Annotated in this window: 14 protein-coding genes; 3 read left to right on the top strand and 11 right to left on the bottom strand. The window is 40.8% G+C overall.

Annotation, left to right across the window (positions count from 1 at the left end):
• The first annotated feature begins 198 nt into the window (after positions 1 to 198).
• Both GLIP_RS14370 and GLIP_RS14365 read left to right on the top strand, forming a co-directional pair.
• Complete coding sequence (locus GLIP_RS14370) at positions 199 to 1,080, top strand: SMP-30/gluconolactonase/LRE family protein (protein ID WP_008845381.1); 882 nt, start codon at positions 199 to 201, stop codon at positions 1,078 to 1,080.
• 69 nt (positions 1,081 to 1,149) lie between these two features.
• Positions 1,150 to 2,199: an aldose epimerase family protein gene (locus tag GLIP_RS14365; protein WP_008845380.1), complete on the top strand. Its 1,050-nt coding sequence runs from the start codon at positions 1,150 to 1,152 to the stop codon at positions 2,197 to 2,199.
• 59 nt (positions 2,200 to 2,258) lie between these two features.
• Here the strand turns inward: GLIP_RS14365 and GLIP_RS14360 are convergent, their stop codons facing one another.
• A complete protein-coding gene (locus tag GLIP_RS14360; RefSeq protein ID WP_008845379.1) occupies positions 2,259 to 3,038 on the bottom strand; it encodes a SapC family protein in 780 nt (259 codons plus the stop codon).
• A 277-nt stretch (positions 3,039 to 3,315) separates the two neighbouring features.
• Positions 3,316 to 4,932: a glycerol-3-phosphate dehydrogenase/oxidase gene (locus tag GLIP_RS14355; protein WP_008845378.1), complete on the bottom strand. Its 1,617-nt coding sequence runs from the start codon at positions 4,930 to 4,932 to the stop codon at positions 3,316 to 3,318.
• A 342-nt stretch (positions 4,933 to 5,274) separates the two neighbouring features.
• Here GLIP_RS14355 and GLIP_RS14350 point away from each other — a divergent pair, with 342 nt between their 5' ends.
• On the top strand, positions 5,275 to 6,480 hold the full coding sequence (locus tag GLIP_RS14350; RefSeq protein ID WP_040523067.1) for a dipeptidase: 1,206 nt from the start codon (positions 5,275 to 5,277) through the stop codon (positions 6,478 to 6,480).
• On the opposite strand, the gene GLIP_RS14345 is transcribed toward GLIP_RS14350, so the two are convergent.
• From GLIP_RS14345 to GLIP_RS14305, 9 genes are all read right to left on the bottom strand, one after another.
• Entirely contained in the window at positions 6,477 to 6,980 is a 504-nt protein-coding gene (locus tag GLIP_RS14345) for a 3'-5' exonuclease family protein (protein WP_407638178.1), read from the bottom strand. The genes GLIP_RS14350 and GLIP_RS14345 overlap by 4 nt on opposite strands.
• Before the next feature lie 252 nt (positions 6,981 to 7,232).
• A complete protein-coding gene (locus tag GLIP_RS14340) occupies positions 7,233 to 8,318 on the bottom strand; it encodes a tyrosine-protein phosphatase (protein ID WP_008845375.1) in 1,086 nt (361 codons plus the stop codon).
• A 51-nt stretch (positions 8,319 to 8,369) separates the two neighbouring features.
• Positions 8,370 to 8,942: a TonB-dependent receptor gene (locus tag GLIP_RS14335; protein WP_040523065.1), complete on the bottom strand. Its 573-nt coding sequence runs from the start codon at positions 8,940 to 8,942 to the stop codon at positions 8,370 to 8,372.
• Between the two features lie 81 nt (positions 8,943 to 9,023).
• Complete coding sequence (locus tag GLIP_RS14330; protein ID WP_040523063.1) at positions 9,024 to 10,889, bottom strand: TonB-dependent receptor plug domain-containing protein; 1,866 nt, start codon at positions 10,887 to 10,889, stop codon at positions 9,024 to 9,026.
• A 165-nt stretch (positions 10,890 to 11,054) separates the two neighbouring features.
• Positions 11,055 to 12,212 (bottom strand): hypothetical protein, encoded by a 1,158-nt coding sequence (locus tag GLIP_RS21490; RefSeq protein ID WP_008845374.1) that lies wholly within the window; start codon positions 12,210 to 12,212, stop codon positions 11,055 to 11,057.
• Complete coding sequence (locus GLIP_RS14320; protein WP_008845373.1) at positions 12,209 to 13,066, bottom strand: substrate-binding domain-containing protein; 858 nt, start codon at positions 13,064 to 13,066, stop codon at positions 12,209 to 12,211. Before GLIP_RS14320 ends, GLIP_RS21490 begins: the two co-directional genes overlap by 4 nt.
• Positions 13,067 to 13,195: 129 nt before the next feature.
• Positions 13,196 to 13,651 carry a DUF4190 domain-containing protein gene (locus tag GLIP_RS21720; RefSeq protein WP_008845372.1) on the bottom strand — a complete coding sequence of 152 codons (456 nt, stop codon included), beginning with the start codon at positions 13,649 to 13,651 and terminating at the stop codon, positions 13,196 to 13,198.
• A 248-nt stretch (positions 13,652 to 13,899) separates the two neighbouring features.
• Positions 13,900 to 14,880, bottom strand: coding sequence for a leucine-rich repeat domain-containing protein (locus GLIP_RS14310; RefSeq protein WP_008845371.1), 981 nt, complete (start codon positions 14,878 to 14,880; stop codon positions 13,900 to 13,902).
• 170 nt (positions 14,881 to 15,050) lie between these two features.
• Positions 15,051 to 18,023 carry a TonB-dependent receptor gene (locus GLIP_RS14305; protein WP_008845370.1) on the bottom strand — a complete coding sequence of 991 codons (2,973 nt, stop codon included), beginning with the start codon at positions 18,021 to 18,023 and terminating at the stop codon, positions 15,051 to 15,053.
• Positions 18,024 to 18,347: the final 324 nt, after the last annotated feature.

Genomic DNA, 18,347 nt, shown 5'->3' with positions numbered 1-18,347 from the left:
TGAAATTAGACAATTTGTTTAGAATAAAATGTGCGCTTTTTTGGCCTATCTACAACAGTTGGTTATTTGAAAAATAAAACCAGGGTTTACGGCTTAAAATAACCGCTGGTTTTTCTCAACACATTTCTTCCAAAAGTTGCGTTAACGTTATATTGTTTAGCGTTACCTAAACCTTTTTATTCAAGCACTTAACTATTGATGTCAGACAAAGTGATTAGATGTGAACTAACAAAAGAAATTAAAGTTCTTAACCAATTGGGTGAAGGCGTAATTTGGGACGCCAGAAGCGCTTCAATTTGGTGGACAGATATTTTATCGAATCGTTTATATCAGTGGACATTTGATGACCAGTTATGTGTTTACGATACCCCTGAAGCCTTGTGCTCTTTCGCACTTACTAGTCAACCAGATTGCTTTGTAGCCGCTTTTGCCTCTGGCTTCGCAAAGTTTTGGCCGAAAACCCAACGTCTAGAATGGATTTGTAAAGTTGAAAGCCATTTGCCTAATAATCGATTAAATGATGGCAGAACTGACCGCCATGGCCGATTTTGGAGTGGCTCATTGCGGATGCAAGGAAATGCTGATTTAGGTTCATTATATTGCTTATCAGACAACCAAGCGGTTAAGCATTTAGATAACATAGAGATTAGCAATGCATTGTGCTGGAGTAGAGATGGCAAGACTATTTATCATGCCGATACGCCTAGCCGCGAAATCAAAAAAGCGGCTTTCGATCTCAACACGGGGCAAATTAGCGATTGGCAGTTGTTTGTCAAAACAGAGCGAGACGCATTTCCTGATGGTGCTTGTGTGGATGCGAACGATAATCTATGGAATGCACAATGGGGTTCATCGTCGGTAAAATGTTATTCTCCAATAGGCCAACAATTAATTAGTTTAACGGTTCCATGTAAACAACCAACCTGTGTTACGTTTGCAGGTCAGAATCTTGATTACTTAGTCGTTACTAGTGCCTGCGAAGGGTTAACTCCGCTAGCAAATAAGCCTAGCCAAGATGGAAACGTATTCATCTACAAAACCAATATGAAAGGATTGGCGGAATCAATCTGTGCTATGTAAATTGACGGCACAAAGTAGCGAGCTGAATAGCAATTCGCTTCTCTTAGTTTACTAAATTTGGAAAAACACATGATCGAAAAAAGTGAATTTGGGCAGATGCCTGATGGTCAAAAAATTGAGTGTTATACACTGTGCAACGACAATGGCATGCGAGTTGAAATATTGACCTTAGGGGCCATTATCCGCTCATGGAAGTTGGCCAATGAGTCAGCTACAGACATCGTTTTAGGCTTTGATAGCGTAGATGAATATCTCGCAGATCAAGGATATATCGGCCGAACAGTGGGTAGATATGCGAACCGTATTGAAAATGGCCGATTCAATATTGATGGAAACGAATATGCCGTTAGCACTAATTTACAAGGCAATTGTTTGCACGGTGGAGTCGATGGTTTTCATAATCGCGTGTGGACTGCGGGTAAAATAGCAGAACAGCCGAACCCATCGATTACTCTAAGTTTGATCAGCGAAGATGGCGATCAAGGTTTTCCAGGCACATTGGCTGTGGATGTGACATTTAGTTTAGATCAAGAAGATCGTTTAACTATTGAATACCACGCCCTCAGTAATCAGGATACGGTATTTAATCCTACTCAACACAGTTACTTTAATTTAGCAGGTCATCAGTCTGGCAACATTTTTGCGCAGCAAATAAAAGTATTTTCAGACCATTATACGCCTGCGGACAAAAACGCAATTCCCACCGGAGAGGTTAAATCAGTTGAAAATACGGCCTTTGATTTGCGCGCAGGGATGTCGTTTTACGATGCTATTCATCAGCAAGATGAAGAAATTCAAGTCGCAAACGGATTAGATCACAATTGGTGTGCCAAGGATTTTAATAGTAATCAGGAAAACCTTAATTTAGTGGCAGAAGTCACCGAACCTAATTCTGGTCGTAAACTGATTACGCGAACTTCGATGCCAGGTGTTCAGGTATATACCGGTAATTTCATTGGTGAGACAAAAGGTAAAGATAATGCCAAATACGCTGACTATCAGGGTTTTTGTATCGAATCACAATTTTACCCAGACAGCCCAAATCAAGCGCATTTCCCAAGCGCCACCTTAATTGCCAAACACCCCTTTATATCTCGCACTAGCTACCAAATCATCTAAAAAAATGCCGGGGCAATTGCCCCGGCATGTCAATGTAATAATTAACTTAGCGTAAAAAATTAAGCGCTTGGCGTTTCTTCTTTAGCGTCTTCTTTTTTAGTACCTTCAATCACATTTATTTTAATTGCGCGAATTGGCTTGTCTGTATCCATAGATAATTGAGCCAAGCGATTAAGTTGAGTTAAAGATAACATCGCTGTGTAAATTGCACCCAGGTAGCCGTTATTTTTCAATTCGATGATGGTTTCATCTGGAAGTTCATTAACACGTTTTTCATTAATGCTATGAATTCCTGTTACGTTACGCGATTCGCCGTTAGCGTACTGCACGTTTAGTTGTACTTCATCGAGTAACTCTAGCTCTGCAATGCGTTTCACAAAACGTTGCGTCGCTAACTCGCTATTGGTGATTTCACCAAGAAGATCTTGACGGTTTTTCAAGTAATCACTTGGCTCACCTTCAGCTGTAAATAGGCTTTCACCCTCTTCTTCACCTACTAGCACACTATTTTCATCGATAAACACACCTAACTTATCGCCGTCAGGACGCACATCAAATGGATAACGTTGAATATTCATCGGCATGATATGGCCTTGCCATTTATCGCCTTTGAAATAGAGGTTATTGCTTTGCTCTAAACCTAACATAGCAATTGAATGGAAGTTACCAGAAGGCTGATCTTTAATAAAAGCAATTGGCATGCAACTGGCAATTTGCGCGAATTCACGCAATGTGGCCGACGCTAAATGCGTTTCCTTAGCAAATTCAAAATTGTGCTGCGTCTTTACTTTTAGGGCGCTATGTTTATTTTTATCCAGTGGAATATAATTCGTTTTCATTACTTCTTGTCTCTTTTATATGATGCTCCGTGAAAAAAAACCAGACGGAGATTGAATTCATTTTCAAACACTTTACTTGCCCATTTAACTGCTTGATCAAAATAAAATATAAGCCAGCATGTGCGAGAAGTGTGCAAGTATGTTTTATTTGAACCGGGAAGTCACCACCAAATCAGCTTAAATATTCTCAGTTCAACTAATGACATATGGGTGAATTTGGATTTTTCAAAAGAATCAGTGAAATAACCACTTTTAAATTAATCATGACCTAAAGCGATTAGTCTCGATTGGCCATGGTCGCGATATATTCTTGCAGCTTTGCGTCTGCTTCTTCGGCAAATAAAATTTCGCATGCCAGTTTCAATCCGGGGGCAGCTAAAATATCTGCTGTTGGCACTACCAAAGCGATTTTTGAACGTCGTCGTAAAAAATCATCAAGTTTGGTTATCATTTCTCGGTTTGCCGCCACTTCAATTTCGACTCGCAGATACTCGCTATTCTCGATTAATAATTTACCCATTTCTGGATTCTCGCGAATACTCTCCAACATATTTATCGCGTTTCGCCCATATCGTCGCCAAAATCGCTGGGTTAACGGTTCGGATGAGCTTTGTGGGGTGAGTTTATCCAAATCCATTAATTTTGCACGATGCATAAATTCTCGTTTTATTGCGATATCTGGTTCGCCATACCATTTGTAGTTGCTATGCGGCAATTGAATCCCAAAAGACGATATAGCCTCTGAGATTTCATCTCCAACATTAATACAATCAGTCAACTTACCGCCAAAAATAGATAAATATTTACGCGATTGATCAACTTCGATAACGTGTTTCCGTGACAATTTAAGCCAATCAGCATTGCCGTCTTTGCCCTTTACGGCCAAGGGTCTAACGCCACAACGCTGCGCTATTATATCTTGGTTGGTGAGCGGTTCAGCTAGTGCTAAATGCTTATTAACATTGGACAGTATAAATTCTCTGTCTTCCTCTGTTACTTGACTATGCGGTCCTTCAACTTGAGTGTCAGTTGTACCAATACAGGTTTTAGGCCCCATTGGAATGACGAAAAATAATCTCCCATCATCGGCAAAGAAAGTCAGCACTTTGTTGCTTTGGGTAATTCGATCGACGATCAAGTGCACACCTTTGGAGAAGGCATGATGATATTCAGTAGGCTGGTTATTGATTTGATTTATCTGATCAACAAATGGTCCGGTTGCATTAATCATCGCTTTTGAGTGTATAGAAAAACCTTCTCCGCTAATGTGATCTGTCACATCACTTATCCACATTCCGTTTTCGAAGCGAGAACGCTCCAAACCAACATAGTTAGCGGCGATACATCCATAACTCATACTCGAACGAATAAAATTAAACACGAATCTGGCATCATTATCATGCAAATAGGCATCCGAATATTCAAAACCACCCGCAATGTGTTGAATATCGATAACACTTTCCATTTGTTTAATTTTTGCTGGCGACAAATATTTCGGCATTTTGGTGAAGAACCGCCCCATCGCCCAATACAATAATGTTCCAAGAAAAACCCAAGCGGGGGAATGGCGGAACCCATGTTGAATACAAGTAAAGAATCGGATCTCTTTTACAGTTGATGGATATTGGGCCATCAGCTGATTACGGCTTTTACATAGCTTATTAACTAAACCAAACTCATAACTTTCTAAATACTTAATGCCTCCCCATGCCAAATTGGAAGAATTGGAACTGGTAAAGCCCGCAAAATCCCCTTTGTCTATTAACGCTACTTTTACCCCCTTAGCTGCTAAAGCAGCAGCAGACACCGCACCGTTTATACCTCCACCAACAATTAATACATCAAAGGTTTCGTCTGCTAGCTTCCGAATATTACTCTTTCGAAGGTTCATCATCTTATTCAGTTCCAGTAGCGACAATTGTAAAAGGGAATAAAACCGCATCACGACACTGATGCGTAGATTTTTCTTATGACAAAGTTTAATCTAATAGTGGTTGTGTTGGTGCAAACTGTCAATCAGCAAGCGATTTGATCTGAATCGTCCTGAGCCGGTTTATCACACGAACATAAGCAACTTCTGTTTTACTCAAGTAAACATCGTATGATTTGCATGCATATAAACTGGCAAACCTTTTAAAGCTTTGGTTAATCGCATATTGTATTCATAGAATTTGGCACACTTCGACAGAAAGTATCCGAATCTAGGTTACGCATCGGTTAATTTTAATAATAAGGAATAAAGATAATGAACAAGAGTATTTGGATGGCCGTGGTTTTGGCGCTAGGTGGCTGTGCTTCAGCGCCCGATACTAAATTTGAAGCCTCCAATGAAGCTAAGGATATCGCTCAGAAATATATTCTAGTTGACGGTCATATTGACGTTCCTTATCGATTACAAGATAAATGGGTGGACGTTACCAAAGCAACTAGTGATGGTGATTTCGATTATCCACGAGCTAAAGCAGGTGGCTTAAATGCGCCCTTCATGTCAATTTATATTCCTGCTTCGTTAGATGACTCTCCACAATCTACAGCGCTTGCACATAAACTCATTGATTATGTTGAGGCCATCGTTGGAAGAGCGCCTGACAAGTTTGCCATCGCAAAATCACCCGCAGATGTTGAAGCCCAATTCGCACAAGGTCTAATTTCTCTGCCGATGGGAATGGAAAACGGCTCCCCATTGCAAGGTAGCATGGACAATCTAAAATTATTCTATGAGCGTGGCATTCGTTACATTACGCTTGCGCATTCATTGGCCAATCATATTTCTGATTCGTCTTATGATATTCGCAGAAAATGGAAAGGATTGAGCCCATTTGGTAAGGATCTTGTGGTTGAAATGAATAACTTAGGGATCATGATTGATATATCGCATGTCTCAGATGATGCGTTTTACCAGGTTATTGAACTAAGTAAGGCACCGGTTATTGCCTCACATTCTTCATTACGTCGATTCACCCCCGGATTCGAACGTAATATGGATGATGACATGCTCAAAGCCTTAGCCAACAATGGTGGGGTTGTGATGATAAATTTTGGTTCAACCTTTGTTGATCAAGTATCCAGAGGCTGGCGCATCACTATGGGTGAAAAGCGCAAGGCGATTGAAGCGGAATTTGGTGCAGACAGCCCAGAGTTAGAAAACTTTGAGGAAGAATACAAAAAGAACAATCCATTCCCTTACGCCAACGTAGATACGGTAGTAGAACACGTTGATCATGTAGTTAAATTAGTGGGTATTGAACACGTCGGTATAGGCTCAGACTACGACGGTGTGGGTGATTCATTGCCAATTGGTTTAAAAGACGTTTCTACTTATCCCAATCTAGTGCAAGGGTTACTTGATAAGGGTTATAGCGAAGAAGATATTGCTAAAATTCTTGGTAAAAACTTACTTAGAGTGTGGAGCGAAGTAGAAGAGTACGCGTCGAAACACTAAAAGTGAAATGACGCAGAGGAAAGTTTTTCAGGATTATGTTGGGTTTGCATATACACATTCTGAACTAACTCTGCGTCACAACTAGCACGGTGTCGAGTGCAATCCATACTGGCACACAGCAGTTCGTGGGTATCGTGCCAAAGTTCCATCTGTTTTTCTGACAAAATATTTTCTAAGGGGCTGAGTCTGAATTTCATTTGTTGTTTGCCCGCACTGAACAGCTTAATAAGCCAAGGGTAATCCACTACCCAACCATCTGAATAGACAGTTTGCCCATTCAATAGATTGTTTAAATCAATACAAACCTGCGTGGCTGGCACACCTTTTTGCAATAAAATTTCTCGCGATATGCCGTGCAAGTCTTGCGCTTCTTGAGTCCAATGTCGCCAATCTGCTTCGGGTTGAATTAACCGGCAGTAACGTTGCGACAAATAGGTAACCACACCGACTTCAATCGGATAACTTTGACTCCCAAAGCCGCTGGCTTCGATATCGAGTATTGTCGGGATGATGGTTTTAATAATATCAACCTCTAATGAAATGATTTCAAAATAAAAATCGGTCTATTTTTCCTCAATTTACCTTAATTTATAACTGATTAACAATTGTACGAAAGTTTAATTTGAAAAATAATTTTTAAAATAGACAAAGAGAAAGATATCTTCCTAAAAAAAAGCCCCCTTTATTTGTAATAATGGGGGCCTCTCAATAACCTTAATTCAAGTTAACAAAGATGTGACTAGGTCTAGACATCATTCCAAGAAATGGGCTTTTAAGATTTTAATATCCTCAGCACTCACATCTAATTCTTGCTCAATATATGCTTCAACAGAGCCTGATTGCGCGATCATTTCATCAAACGCTGCTTGGATGTAGCTTTTTCTAGCCCCCATTAAAGCCGCTAAAGCGGGTCTAGGTAACTTAGCGAGTTGCGCCTTCAGCGGATCTGCAGGTTCATTAGCATGTCCAGCAGGCGGCAGTAAGTCACTAGGCTTTAACACCTGTTCAGTGTATTCGTAATCCTGAATGATTATTTCTCTATCAACATCTAATGCAGTAAGAATAAGCGCTGCACTGATACCTGTGCGATCTTTACCGGCGGTACAATGAAAAACTAGTGGCTCGTCTGACTCCACCATTTTTTGGAACATCGCTTTATAGTGTGCTTTTTGCTGATGGAGAATACCCGGATACATGCTGGCCATAACGCCTTCCATCATTTCAGCTGTAATAGGTTGCCCATTCATTACACTTTTAAACGAATCAATATCAAAATCCATTGCATAGTCCCAGCTGAAATTCTCGATTTCTCCAGCTTGCCATTGTGTCTTTTCAGAAGCACGTTCTTGTGGCGTACGAAAATCAACCACTGTAGCAATGCCCAAATCTTGAAGTAGTACATAATCTTCTGCAGTTAGATTATGCATAGCTCCCGAGCGATATAACTTGCCCCATTTCACATGTTTGCCATCTTTGCTTGGATAGCCGCCTAAATCTCGGAAATTACGCCCACCAGCTAAAGGTAATACACGACTTCTAAGCTCGATAGTTTCACCATCAGCCTGTTCAATAATAAATTGATAACGCTGGGCTTCAGGCGCTTGCCAACGCAATTCATTTATCATGTTGTTGCTATCAATCAGTATGACTTTACTTTCTTTACCTACTGGAAATGCTTTTACATTTACAGGCGATTGCGATTGCCAATTCAACTGATAAGCCTGATTTTCCTGGTCATAGTCTACATTTGCTTCAATAGCGTTTGCTTGAAAAAAGATCGATGCACCAAACAAGGTTGATAGCAAAACGCGTGGATTGATTAACTTTTTCGATTTCATAATTTATTCCAATTTAGTCAACAGAAAATGGGCGGCTTTGCGCCCATTTGTTTAGTAATTAAAACGCACACCTACAAGATAACGTTTGCCATAGCGTTCAATTTGGTTGGGCGTCGTCAAGTCACCCACATATCTCACATCTAACTCATCTGTGAGGTTATTCGCATTGGCATAAAATGAGAGCTCTCCACCCATAACATCCCACGGCAAGGCGTAACTCAGTGACACGTCAACACGTTTTTGTGCATGCCAGTACTCACCCATGGAATCGTTTTCAGTAGTCGATAACCAACTGTCGCGATATTGATAATTCAAACGCGCAGAGAAAGCGTCGTTTTCATAAAATATTGATGCGTTATAAATAGCTTCTGATGTGCCCGGCAAGCTAAATGTTGTGCCAGATTGGGTAGTGAATTCACTATCTAAGAAAGTCGCATTAGCGCTTACACCAAAGCCATCTAACATGTCGATTTGCATATCAGACGCTTGTAGTATCGCATTGATTTCTAAGCCACTTAGTTTGCCGTCTTTGCCGTTGATAAAACCGGTGTATTGCCATGTTTCGCCAGCATTTGCATCAGCATAAACGCCACCATCAATAGGGCTGCTGTCAGCGTATATCACGTTGTCAATTTGACGGGTGAACAGACCAATTGAGAATAAGCTGGCCTCGGCCGCATACCACTCTAATGCAATATCACCACCTCATGCTTCTTCCGCTTTAAGAGACGGATTACCACCAGCAACTTGCACAGGATTAGAAGTGTAATCAATCGATGCTGACGCTCTCCATTCGCCATATGTGGGGCGGCTAATGGCACTATTTAATGACAACCTCAGTTTTAAATCTTCAGCTAAATTTATATTAACCAAGGCACTTGGCAAGAAATGTATATCATCGTCAGAATAACTATCATCTGGCCCGGTACTGGTGTAATCGGTTTGTTCAATTCGCATACCAACAACCCAGTTACCCCAGCTTTTTTCAGTGGTAAGCATGGCATAAACGGCATTGATTTGTTCTTCAATGGAAATCAACTGATCATCGGGATTTGCTGGGGTTAAATCACCTGCCGCAGCTTCCCACGCTTGCAATAAGCCGACATTGTCGTAATAGCTAGCATTTAAACTGTTAGTAAAATCAGAATCCCACACCTCACCCGTGTCATAGGTCACAATATCAACGCTATCAGTGGGGAAACCAGATATAGCATTGCTCACGCCACTGCCATTTGCTTTGCGTTGGTTAATACTTACACCCGTATTGAGGATTGATGCATGTCCTAATAGGTTGAGCGGACGTTCAGCGTCAATGCTGAATAAATCGGAATCGATGTCCAAGCCTCCTACCACAATCAATCCTAAATTTGCTGCGTAATTTATATCAGCAACCCCAATAGGATCAGTTGTGCCAGCGCCATATAAGGTGATTAGTGGATCGTTGATGTCAGTAATGTCGTAACTAGCAGCTACCGCTCCCCCAGCACTATAAGGAATAGGTAAAAACGTCTCATTACTGGTTTCGGTGCGATTGTATTTTGCTTCTATAAACCAATCGCTTAATTGCTTGTCGAAACCGACTGTATTGGTCCAGGTTGAGTTCTCATATACGCCATTTTCTAGCAATCGACTTGCTAATACGACCGGCATATAGCCACTATCACCAGTCGGACCAGGCGCACCTATAGCCTCAGCGCCACCAGCAAAATCAAATACATACTGATTACGTTGCTCATGGTCGCTAAACTTTGTATATAGTGTGCTTAAGTAAACTCTATCCATCCCGCCATTTGGGCGATATTCAATTCTGCCACCTAACGACTCATCTTCACGTTTGACTTTATAACTACGAAAATCAATTGCGTTCAACTGGCGTTGACCATCTACACTCTCTAGGTCATATTCGCGATTGTCAGTGGTTTGCTCTCGACTATTTTTCGAACCAAATAATGAAAATCCCCATTGATCTTCAGAGTAAGAAGTTCGCAATGAAAACTTTTCAATGTCACCGTCGCCTAGTTGTTGTGTCCCTGCACCTAAATCAGCGGCAACCGACCAACCTTGCACGTCAAATGGATTGAAAGTGCCGATGTTAATAAAGCCAGCAATCGCTTCTCCAGGCATCTTGGCTGTAATCGCTTTGTTTGCTTCTATGCGACTAGTAATGACAGAAGGAAAGCTATCAAAACGCGGAATACGTCCATTTTCTGCACCAGGAATAACAACGCCATCAATCGCGATGGTGGTGTAGCGAAATGGTGCGCCACGGAAGTTTATATATCGGGCTTGTCCTTGGTCACGCTCTATTGCCAATCCAGGTACACGCCCTAAAGAGTCCGCTAAGTTTTGATCTGGAAAACGGCCAATTGTATCTGCAGCGACTACATCAACAAAGTTTGAAGCATTACGCTTAGCATCAATTGCCGCTTTTTGACTATCGCGAATTGGCGAAGCAATAGTAACGACTTCTTCGATGCTATCGTCTTTGCTATTTGTTTGCGCAAGTGCGGTCGTTGATGTACTCGTTAAAGCTGCAAAAACCGCAACAGAAACTGGGTTTAAATAACGCATTTATGATGCTCCAATTATATTTTAGATAAGTGTGATGTGTTGAATTGCGGTGCATGCTGGAGGTTTTAGATTGCCAAAATATGACAAAGAGGTTTTTTTAATTTTAGAGATATCTCTAAAAATTTAACCTTTACATTTCAATAGGTTAAAAGAGTGATGTTTTTATTAATTTATTACTATTTGGGTTTTATCGAAGTGTGTTCGGTACCAATAACGTTGGGACTTTGCATCTCGGCGTGATTCAAACAAATAATTTTCTGCTAATTTGTCGCCTAAATAGTGATGCAGTTCGTCTTTTATTTTATTCCTGTTTTGATCGAGTTTTTTTGAGGTTAATCCTTGAACTTCCAAATCGTTGATTGCTTTTCCATGACCACCATATTGCTGCATCAGTTGAATAAGTTCTAATGCGGCTACCTTATCAGGTCGATTGGTTGCAGGATTTATTTGCCAACCATCGCCTTTCAAGCGTTTTTGGGCATACCATAAAAAATAAAAATACGGTGTTTTGGGGAGCTTTAAAGGCAAACCATGAATGGTAACTAAGCTCTCAGACGTATCGAATTCGATAACATCATCATGAATTGCAATTTTAAGAGCGTGCTCTTTTTGTTGATAGTCATCGCAAGCGATATAAAACCAGTTCACTTGTTTTAAACTCATCTCACTAGGAATGTTTTGCATACACCACTGCGAAATAACATCAATATCATCATCACTTTGATTGCGTAAAAAATTAAATATTTGTAGTTGCCCAGCACTAAATTGGTATATTCGATGGCTCAAACGTGTCGCTTTTTTTCGACTATATCCCGATTCTGTTAAGCTTTTATACCAATGTCGCTGATGTGTGGATAACGGTCTTGGTAAATAATAAACAGCCAAAAACATTAAGGCTGCGAACATAAAGTTAAGCCCTAGTAAATTGCCCCACTTAATCTCGCACCCCACCGAAATACCTGCAACTAAGTCATAAGGGGCAATAGTTATATTAATTTGTTTCCAAGAATTTTTGAGCTTAGCAGCCTCTGTTTGACTAACGACTTCGGCTTTAACCACCCGACAGTTTTTTTGTATCGTTAAATAGGATGATGGTGAAATATCTGCCAAATCTAAACGCAGCCTCGTTTCTATCTGTTGCTTAAAATCCTCTAACATATTACTGGAGTAGGTTTTAACCTGCTCTATCTCTAGAAACTCCGTATTTAAGCGACTTTTTAATGAAGCAACTGTCGTATAATTAATCCACAACAAATTCAAAAGTGACAAACTCATCCACACCAACACAAATATGCTAATTGGGGTTAGCCACTTTTTCATCATTGACAACGTCCTATATCGCTATTTTGCGTAGCAGGCTGAAGCTGTCTGTTTTGGGTTAACTGATTGATGAACTGAATAAAGGGTTGAATCGCTCTATAAATTTCACATTGCTGGAGTTTGGAAAGTTGATTACTAACGAAAATATCACCAATATTAGCGTCTGCAGTGATCAATGACTTATAAACGTGGCCTGCTAACTCATGTTCGAACCAAGCACCACTACTTATTAAATCTATCTGCTCATTTTTGAATGCATCGTATAATTTGTAAGCGTTGTCATAATAATGGAGTTCAACTTGATCAAGGTGTACATTGGCTTCAGCTAACGCTGTAAGTGGTAATAAATAATGGGTATGACTTACTTTATCATTAATAATACCGATGCGTTTGCCCACCAGCTGTGAATATGAATTTTGTGCAAACGGTGCGCGGCTAAACCAATAAACTGGATACTCTGTAAAATTAACCTTTGGTTCTAGAGGTTTATAAGATGTTTCAAACGTCGGAACCAATCCTGTAAAAGTATGCTTTCGCCCCATTAACAAGGAAAATTGAGAGTCGATAATATCCGCTGCAGTAATTGCATCCCTAGGTTTCCAAGATACAATGACTGAATTATATTCTTGGCGAATTGACTCTGATTGACACAAGGTTTCAGCGATCGTTTTGATGAAGATGGGAATCGCTAAATGCAATTTAAGGCTGCTTTCAACCTGAGTCCCTGTTTGGCAAGAATACGCTGAGTAATCAGAAAGTTGGATGTCTGGCACAGATTGTCGGGTAAGGATGGCTCCTAAACTGACTAAGCATCCCATTAAAAACAGCAATGCCAGCGAGTATTGCCTTCTTGACATCGCAGTAAAACACACCAAATGATTTTTTAAACTGCGATAATAATATGACTTTATTATTGCACTTATGTGACTATGAACGATTTACTGTAATAAATCTGGAAACATGCAAGACGAAGATTAAGTTTTGTTTTAATACCGATTATTTGCATCAACCGCCACTATTAAAATAAAAATTACGCTTAAAATAATACCTAAGTAGCCTAAACACAAACCCCACATTGCCATCGTTTTGCCTTTGAGCTTGCCATTGCTGTGTTGAATTTTAGAGCGGGCTACATGACCAAATATCACCCCCAGCAATGAGCCGAATATAAGTAATCCAAGAATCCCAAACACGAGCGATAATATTGCCCATGTAGAGGTTTCTGGAACACCATCATTTGCCAATGTCACCGCATTGGGAGCTTCGTTAAGGGCATAAATTTGCGTGGCATTTCCTAAATGAGCAACAAAATCTACGTGCAAACCGGGCCGGAGTCCGTTACTACTTTTAAATTCGGTCAGATTAAAAGTAAAACGTTTGTTTTCCGCGCTAATGATCCCTTGATTGGTATCGGGATTAAAATCCAGTATGGTTCCTTTCATGATGTTCCTGTACGAAATATAGTCGCTTGCTAGTGGTTGAATTTATGTTGTGCTAACTGAATTTATCTTAAATCACAAAAGAACTCTATATTTTTTATATGCTTAGGAAAATGTACTTTGGAATATAAATGCTTGTACGGTAAGCGTAGTGTGCGGTGCAGAGTGAATTTACTACGTAAATGAAACAAAGAACAAAGGAAAAGGCAGTGACTGTATTGTCAATCATCCTCCCCTTTTGTTTTCCAATCTTAATCTTGCGGAATAGATTTATAACTGTGAGCTAAATTTGCAGATGAAACTATATATCCAGCATCTACCACAGTCCCATCGCTAGCTTGCCATTTTAGCGAATTGCCCTCTGTTGACCCTTTTGGTAAAACGAAACTGGTAAAATCGCGATTAAATTTAAAATTTTCTTCCCCGATAAACGTTAATCCATCAGGTAAATCCAAATGTGTTAAGCGATTCGCAAGAAACGCTTTATCTCCAATAGTCTTAAGCCCTGCAGGCAGTTTAATATTGGTTAATCGATTATCCCGAAAAGCACTTTCCTCAATGTCGGTAATTCCTGCAGGCAGTTCAACACCAATTAAGAAATTAACATTAAATGCACTCTCTTCAATGATTTTAAGCCCAGCGGGTAACTTTAAAGTGATTATACGGTTATTCTGAAAAGCAAAATCGCCGATGGAAGTTACCCCAGCAGGCAAATCAACAACGATAAGGCTATTATCCCTAAAAGCACTACTTTCTACAGTAGTGAGCCCAGCGGGCCAAGTCACATGAGCGATACTATTGGTTGCAAAAGCTCCTTTACTTATAGAGGTAATTCCAGCAGGCAAGTCCACACTGGTTATAATGTTAAACTCAAACGCTTCCTCGCCAATGGATGTAAGGCCTGTTGGCAAATTAATACTTGCTAGGCGATTATTTTGAAATGCAAAATCGCCAATACTTATAAGTCCGGGAGGCAAATCTACACTAGTAAGACCGTTATCTTGAAAGACATGCTCACCAACCCCGGTTATGACCTGTCCATTAAGCACTTCAGGGATAATAATGTTGGGTTTGAAATTATCTCCACTGGCGTTGGTAAGCGTCGAGGAAGTAATTATTCCGTTAACCACCGTTACGTCGTTGTCTGTTAGGGTATAAGGAGATTGCGATTTGACTGCAAAGGTAATTGCAAACAAAACGACAGTACTCAATATAATTTTACTTATCTTCATATTCTATGGCCTCCGGATATGCTGAGCTCAACGTATTTGGCGTACACCTAGTGCAGCCAATCCCCAGTCATTCAACTTCAGAATCTACAATATATTTCGAGCCGTATTTTCATACGGCTCCGTCACCTATCTGTTTGATATTAAAAAGTGAAAGCGATTGCTCTTGCAGGTTACCAGCGATAGCTTGCACCAAACGTAATGCGACGATCGGTAAGACCTTGGAAACAAAGTAGTGAGCCCTCGGTCACACAAGATTGCTCAACCTCGGATTCAGTTAAGTTCACCGCTTCAATCCCAATATTTAATTGTTCAGATACGTCGTAACTAATACTTGCATTAAGTTGGCCTCTATCTTCTTGTACTACAGGGAAGCCCCAAGGGAAACTTGATGTGCTACCAAAGTCAGTAGAACGGTATGCTTCGCGCCATGTATAACGCATACGAGCAGAAAGACCATACTTCTCATAGTACAAAGTGAAGTTATATGCATTTTCTGACAAATCAATCAAAGACTGTCTAGCCGAAACATCGATATCTTCTATGCCTGTTGACGCTGCAAAGATTGCGTTAGCACGACTTGTCGCGGTATCAACCGCTTCACCACCCGAGAATTCCTGAATAGTATAGTTGGCTAAAATACCAAACCCTGAAGCCCAACCTAGTTCATCTTCAAACCCTGACAAGTCATATTGCACTGCCATTTCGATGCCTTTTTGAGTTGTCTTGCCTGCATCGTTAATCGTGGTTGCCCAAGGAACACAGACACCGACCCCGACTGGACCAAATACGTTTATGTCGGCAATCGGGTTCCAAATACCGCCCTGTTCACACTCTGGACCGATAATGTCACGAAAACCAGTTTCAGGATCTTCATATGGGTCGTTTTGTTGACCAACATGTAAATCTTTACGTGTTTTGTGGAAATAACCTATACTCACTACGCTCGCTTCGGCGAAATACCATTCAGCAGAAAGATCAAATGAGGTGACTTCTTCAGGGACTAAACTAGGGTTACCGACTGACACTGCCGGATTAGGACTGGTTGAATACGTAACTGACGTTGAAAGATCATTGAAGTCAGGACGACGGATATCTTTTCCCCACCCAGCGCGTAGCACTACGTCATCTGTTACATCAGCAACAATGTTGATTCTAGGCAATAAGAAATCATAATCACCCACGGTTGTAACCTGTGAAACAGTAGGATTGCCATTGGCATCTGTGGTGATTGAGTTACCCGTTGATGCAACTTCGGTTTCTAAATAACGAACCCCAAAGTTACCGCGCACATAATCTGTTGCAAAGTTTGCTTGTGCATATAACGCATCAGTCGTTTCTTCTATATCAAAAAACGCATTCACTTCTGACGTTGGAGCGGTAATCGGTGTTGAGCCTCCATGCGCAGTAACAGCGTCATTAAGTATGCGTAGCACATTATCTTGATCGGCAGTTACCATTTCCGGATTAACCATCAAGAAGTCACTTACAAATAGCGACCTGCCATCGGCGTCACCAAAATTATCAGGACCAGCGACAAGAAGCTCTGCGAACAAATCGCCCCTAGGGCTGTCGTCATAACTTCTAATCCCTACGTTTGCACGAATTTGATCAGTCATGCTAGTTGCAACACTGTGACGATATCCAAAATCAAGTGTGGTCAACACCGACCAATCTAAGTTATATACAAAATCAGCTCGAAATGCTTCTTCCGTATTTTCAGTTAGGTCGCGAGCGGTTTGTACATCACGCAACACGTAATTGGCTGGATTTAACATATCAGCTCTTGAGGGTGCGTTTGCTTCGTCAAACGCAATACCAAATGCCAGCGAACCGCCATTTAGATCATATTCAAATGGAGTGCCATTTTCGTTTGATGAATTAATAGCGGCATTAGGGTTAAGAAAGTTAAGTGTGGTGTTAATTCTAGGATTGCTAGATTCAGAAGTAGATGAAGCCAGCTCAACCGTGACTTTTAGATTTTCACCTTGCCATTCACCGCCTAGTCTAAAAATTTCGCTTTTGGTTACCCGCGAGCTGGTATCTGCAGCTACACGCAAGTTTGGATCGGCACCACCATCTTCAACTGGAATAACGCCCTTTATTGCCGCTTGAATACTGCCAAGATCCTGACCGTCTAAATTGCCAAAGTTAACTGTTTCAAATTCACTAGGCACTGATATGCCAATAAGATCACTCACTCCTGAAGCTTGAATCGATGAGCTTTCCGCGTATCGTTGTTGATCATTGATAATGGCATCAAAATAAAACTTCATATCAGAAGTGGGGGCCCATTCAAGAGAACCCGCTAAATTCACTGTTTCGTATTCATGGTTGTCATAATCTTGGTTTAGGAATTGAATACCTAAAAAATCGAATTCTTGTGCATTGACAGTACCACCATCTGAAGTCACTACGTTGTCACGATCAACACGAGGACGGAAAGCAGTAACATCTTGTTCTGCATAACTACCGCTGATTACAAATCCAAATTCTCCCGCATCCGTTTCCCAATTATCGCCATATGTACCTGACACTCGAGGTTTTACACCATCGGTTGAAAGACTGCTAGATTCTCCCTGTACCCGAACGGAAGCGAGAGTTTCGCTTAGTTGAAGTGGACGAATAGTTCTTAGGTTTATTGTCCCCCCCACTGAGCCTTCAATTGTTTTTGCATCAGGGGATTTAGTCACTTCTACACCCGCAATAATTGACGCTGAAACATCTTCAAAATTAATACCGCTTCGGCCTGCGCCAGAGCCTACCGTTGATACACCATTTATTTCTGTGCGGTTTGCATTAGTTCCGCGAATTTGTACACCCGTACCGACACCCGCAGAACGTGTAATTTGGATACCGGTAATATTTTCTAATACTTCGGCCAGGTTTTGATCTGGCAACTTACCAATATCTTCTGCTTGAATAATTTCGACTAAGTTATTTGAATCACGCTTTTCTAAAAGTGCGCTCGTCAGCGCACTGCGGATGCCACTCACTTCAATAACTTCAGTATCTTCTCCGTTTTGCGTTTGTTGTGCAGTTACTGTCGGAGCGGCGAGTAATGCGACCAATGCTGTGCTGTAAATTGCTGTATTTGCTCTACGACTCTTTAATATCGAACTTATTTTATTGAGTTTGGTTTTCATGGGGTCTCCACTTACTTGTTAGCGTCACTCTGAATATTCATGTTATGCCGCTGTGTAAATAAATTGTTTCAATAACGGAGCCAACCAGCTTGTCGCTTATCTGTGCGAATTAGCACTGAATATTCGCTATGCGCAGCAACTTTGGCCTCATATTTAGTTACCGTTCTGGCTTATCCTGAACGACAACAAAACCGTTTTACTAAACCGGTTTATTTATTTAAATTAACATACCGTTAAAAAAAGTCAATATGCTTTTATTGGGAAGGGTTAAAAGAATAAAACGTCGCCAGGAATGTTGCTGGAACGCCCTTAGAAAAGCGCCGA

Origin of the sequence: Aliiglaciecola lipolytica E3 (genome assembly GCF_000314975.1) — a bacterium.
Lineage (GTDB): Bacteria > Pseudomonadota > Gammaproteobacteria > Enterobacterales > Alteromonadaceae > Aliiglaciecola > Aliiglaciecola lipolytica.
This window is presented reverse-complemented; position numbering and strand designations above follow the sequence as displayed.

Coding starts and splice junctions, on each gene's coding strand:
- GLIP_RS14370 (WP_008845381.1), top strand. CDS start 199: ATGTCAGACAAAGTGATTAGATGTGAACTAACAAAAGAAATTAAAGTT.
- GLIP_RS14365 (WP_008845380.1), top strand. CDS start 1,150: ATGATCGAAAAAAGTGAATTTGGGCAGATGCCTGATGGTCAAAAAATT.
- GLIP_RS14360 (WP_008845379.1), bottom strand. CDS start 3,038: ATGAAAACGAATTATATTCCACTGGATAAAAATAAACATAGCGCCCTA.
- GLIP_RS14355 (WP_008845378.1), bottom strand. CDS start 4,932: ATGATGAACCTTCGAAAGAGTAATATTCGGAAGCTAGCAGACGAAACC.
- GLIP_RS14340 (WP_008845375.1), bottom strand. CDS start 8,318: ATGAAATCGAAAAAGTTAATCAATCCACGCGTTTTGCTATCAACCTTG.
- GLIP_RS14330 (WP_040523063.1), bottom strand. CDS start 10,889: ATGCGTTATTTAAACCCAGTTTCTGTTGCGGTTTTTGCAGCTTTAACG.
- GLIP_RS21490 (WP_008845374.1), bottom strand. CDS start 12,212: ATGATGAAAAAGTGGCTAACCCCAATTAGCATATTTGTGTTGGTGTGG.
- GLIP_RS14320 (WP_008845373.1), bottom strand. CDS start 13,066: ATGTCAAGAAGGCAATACTCGCTGGCATTGCTGTTTTTAATGGGATGC.
- GLIP_RS21720 (WP_008845372.1), bottom strand. CDS start 13,651: ATGAAAGGAACCATACTGGATTTTAATCCCGATACCAATCAAGGGATC.
- GLIP_RS14310 (WP_008845371.1), bottom strand. CDS start 14,880: ATGAAGATAAGTAAAATTATATTGAGTACTGTCGTTTTGTTTGCAATT.
- GLIP_RS14305 (WP_008845370.1), bottom strand. CDS start 18,023: ATGAAAACCAAACTCAATAAAATAAGTTCGATATTAAAGAGTCGTAGA.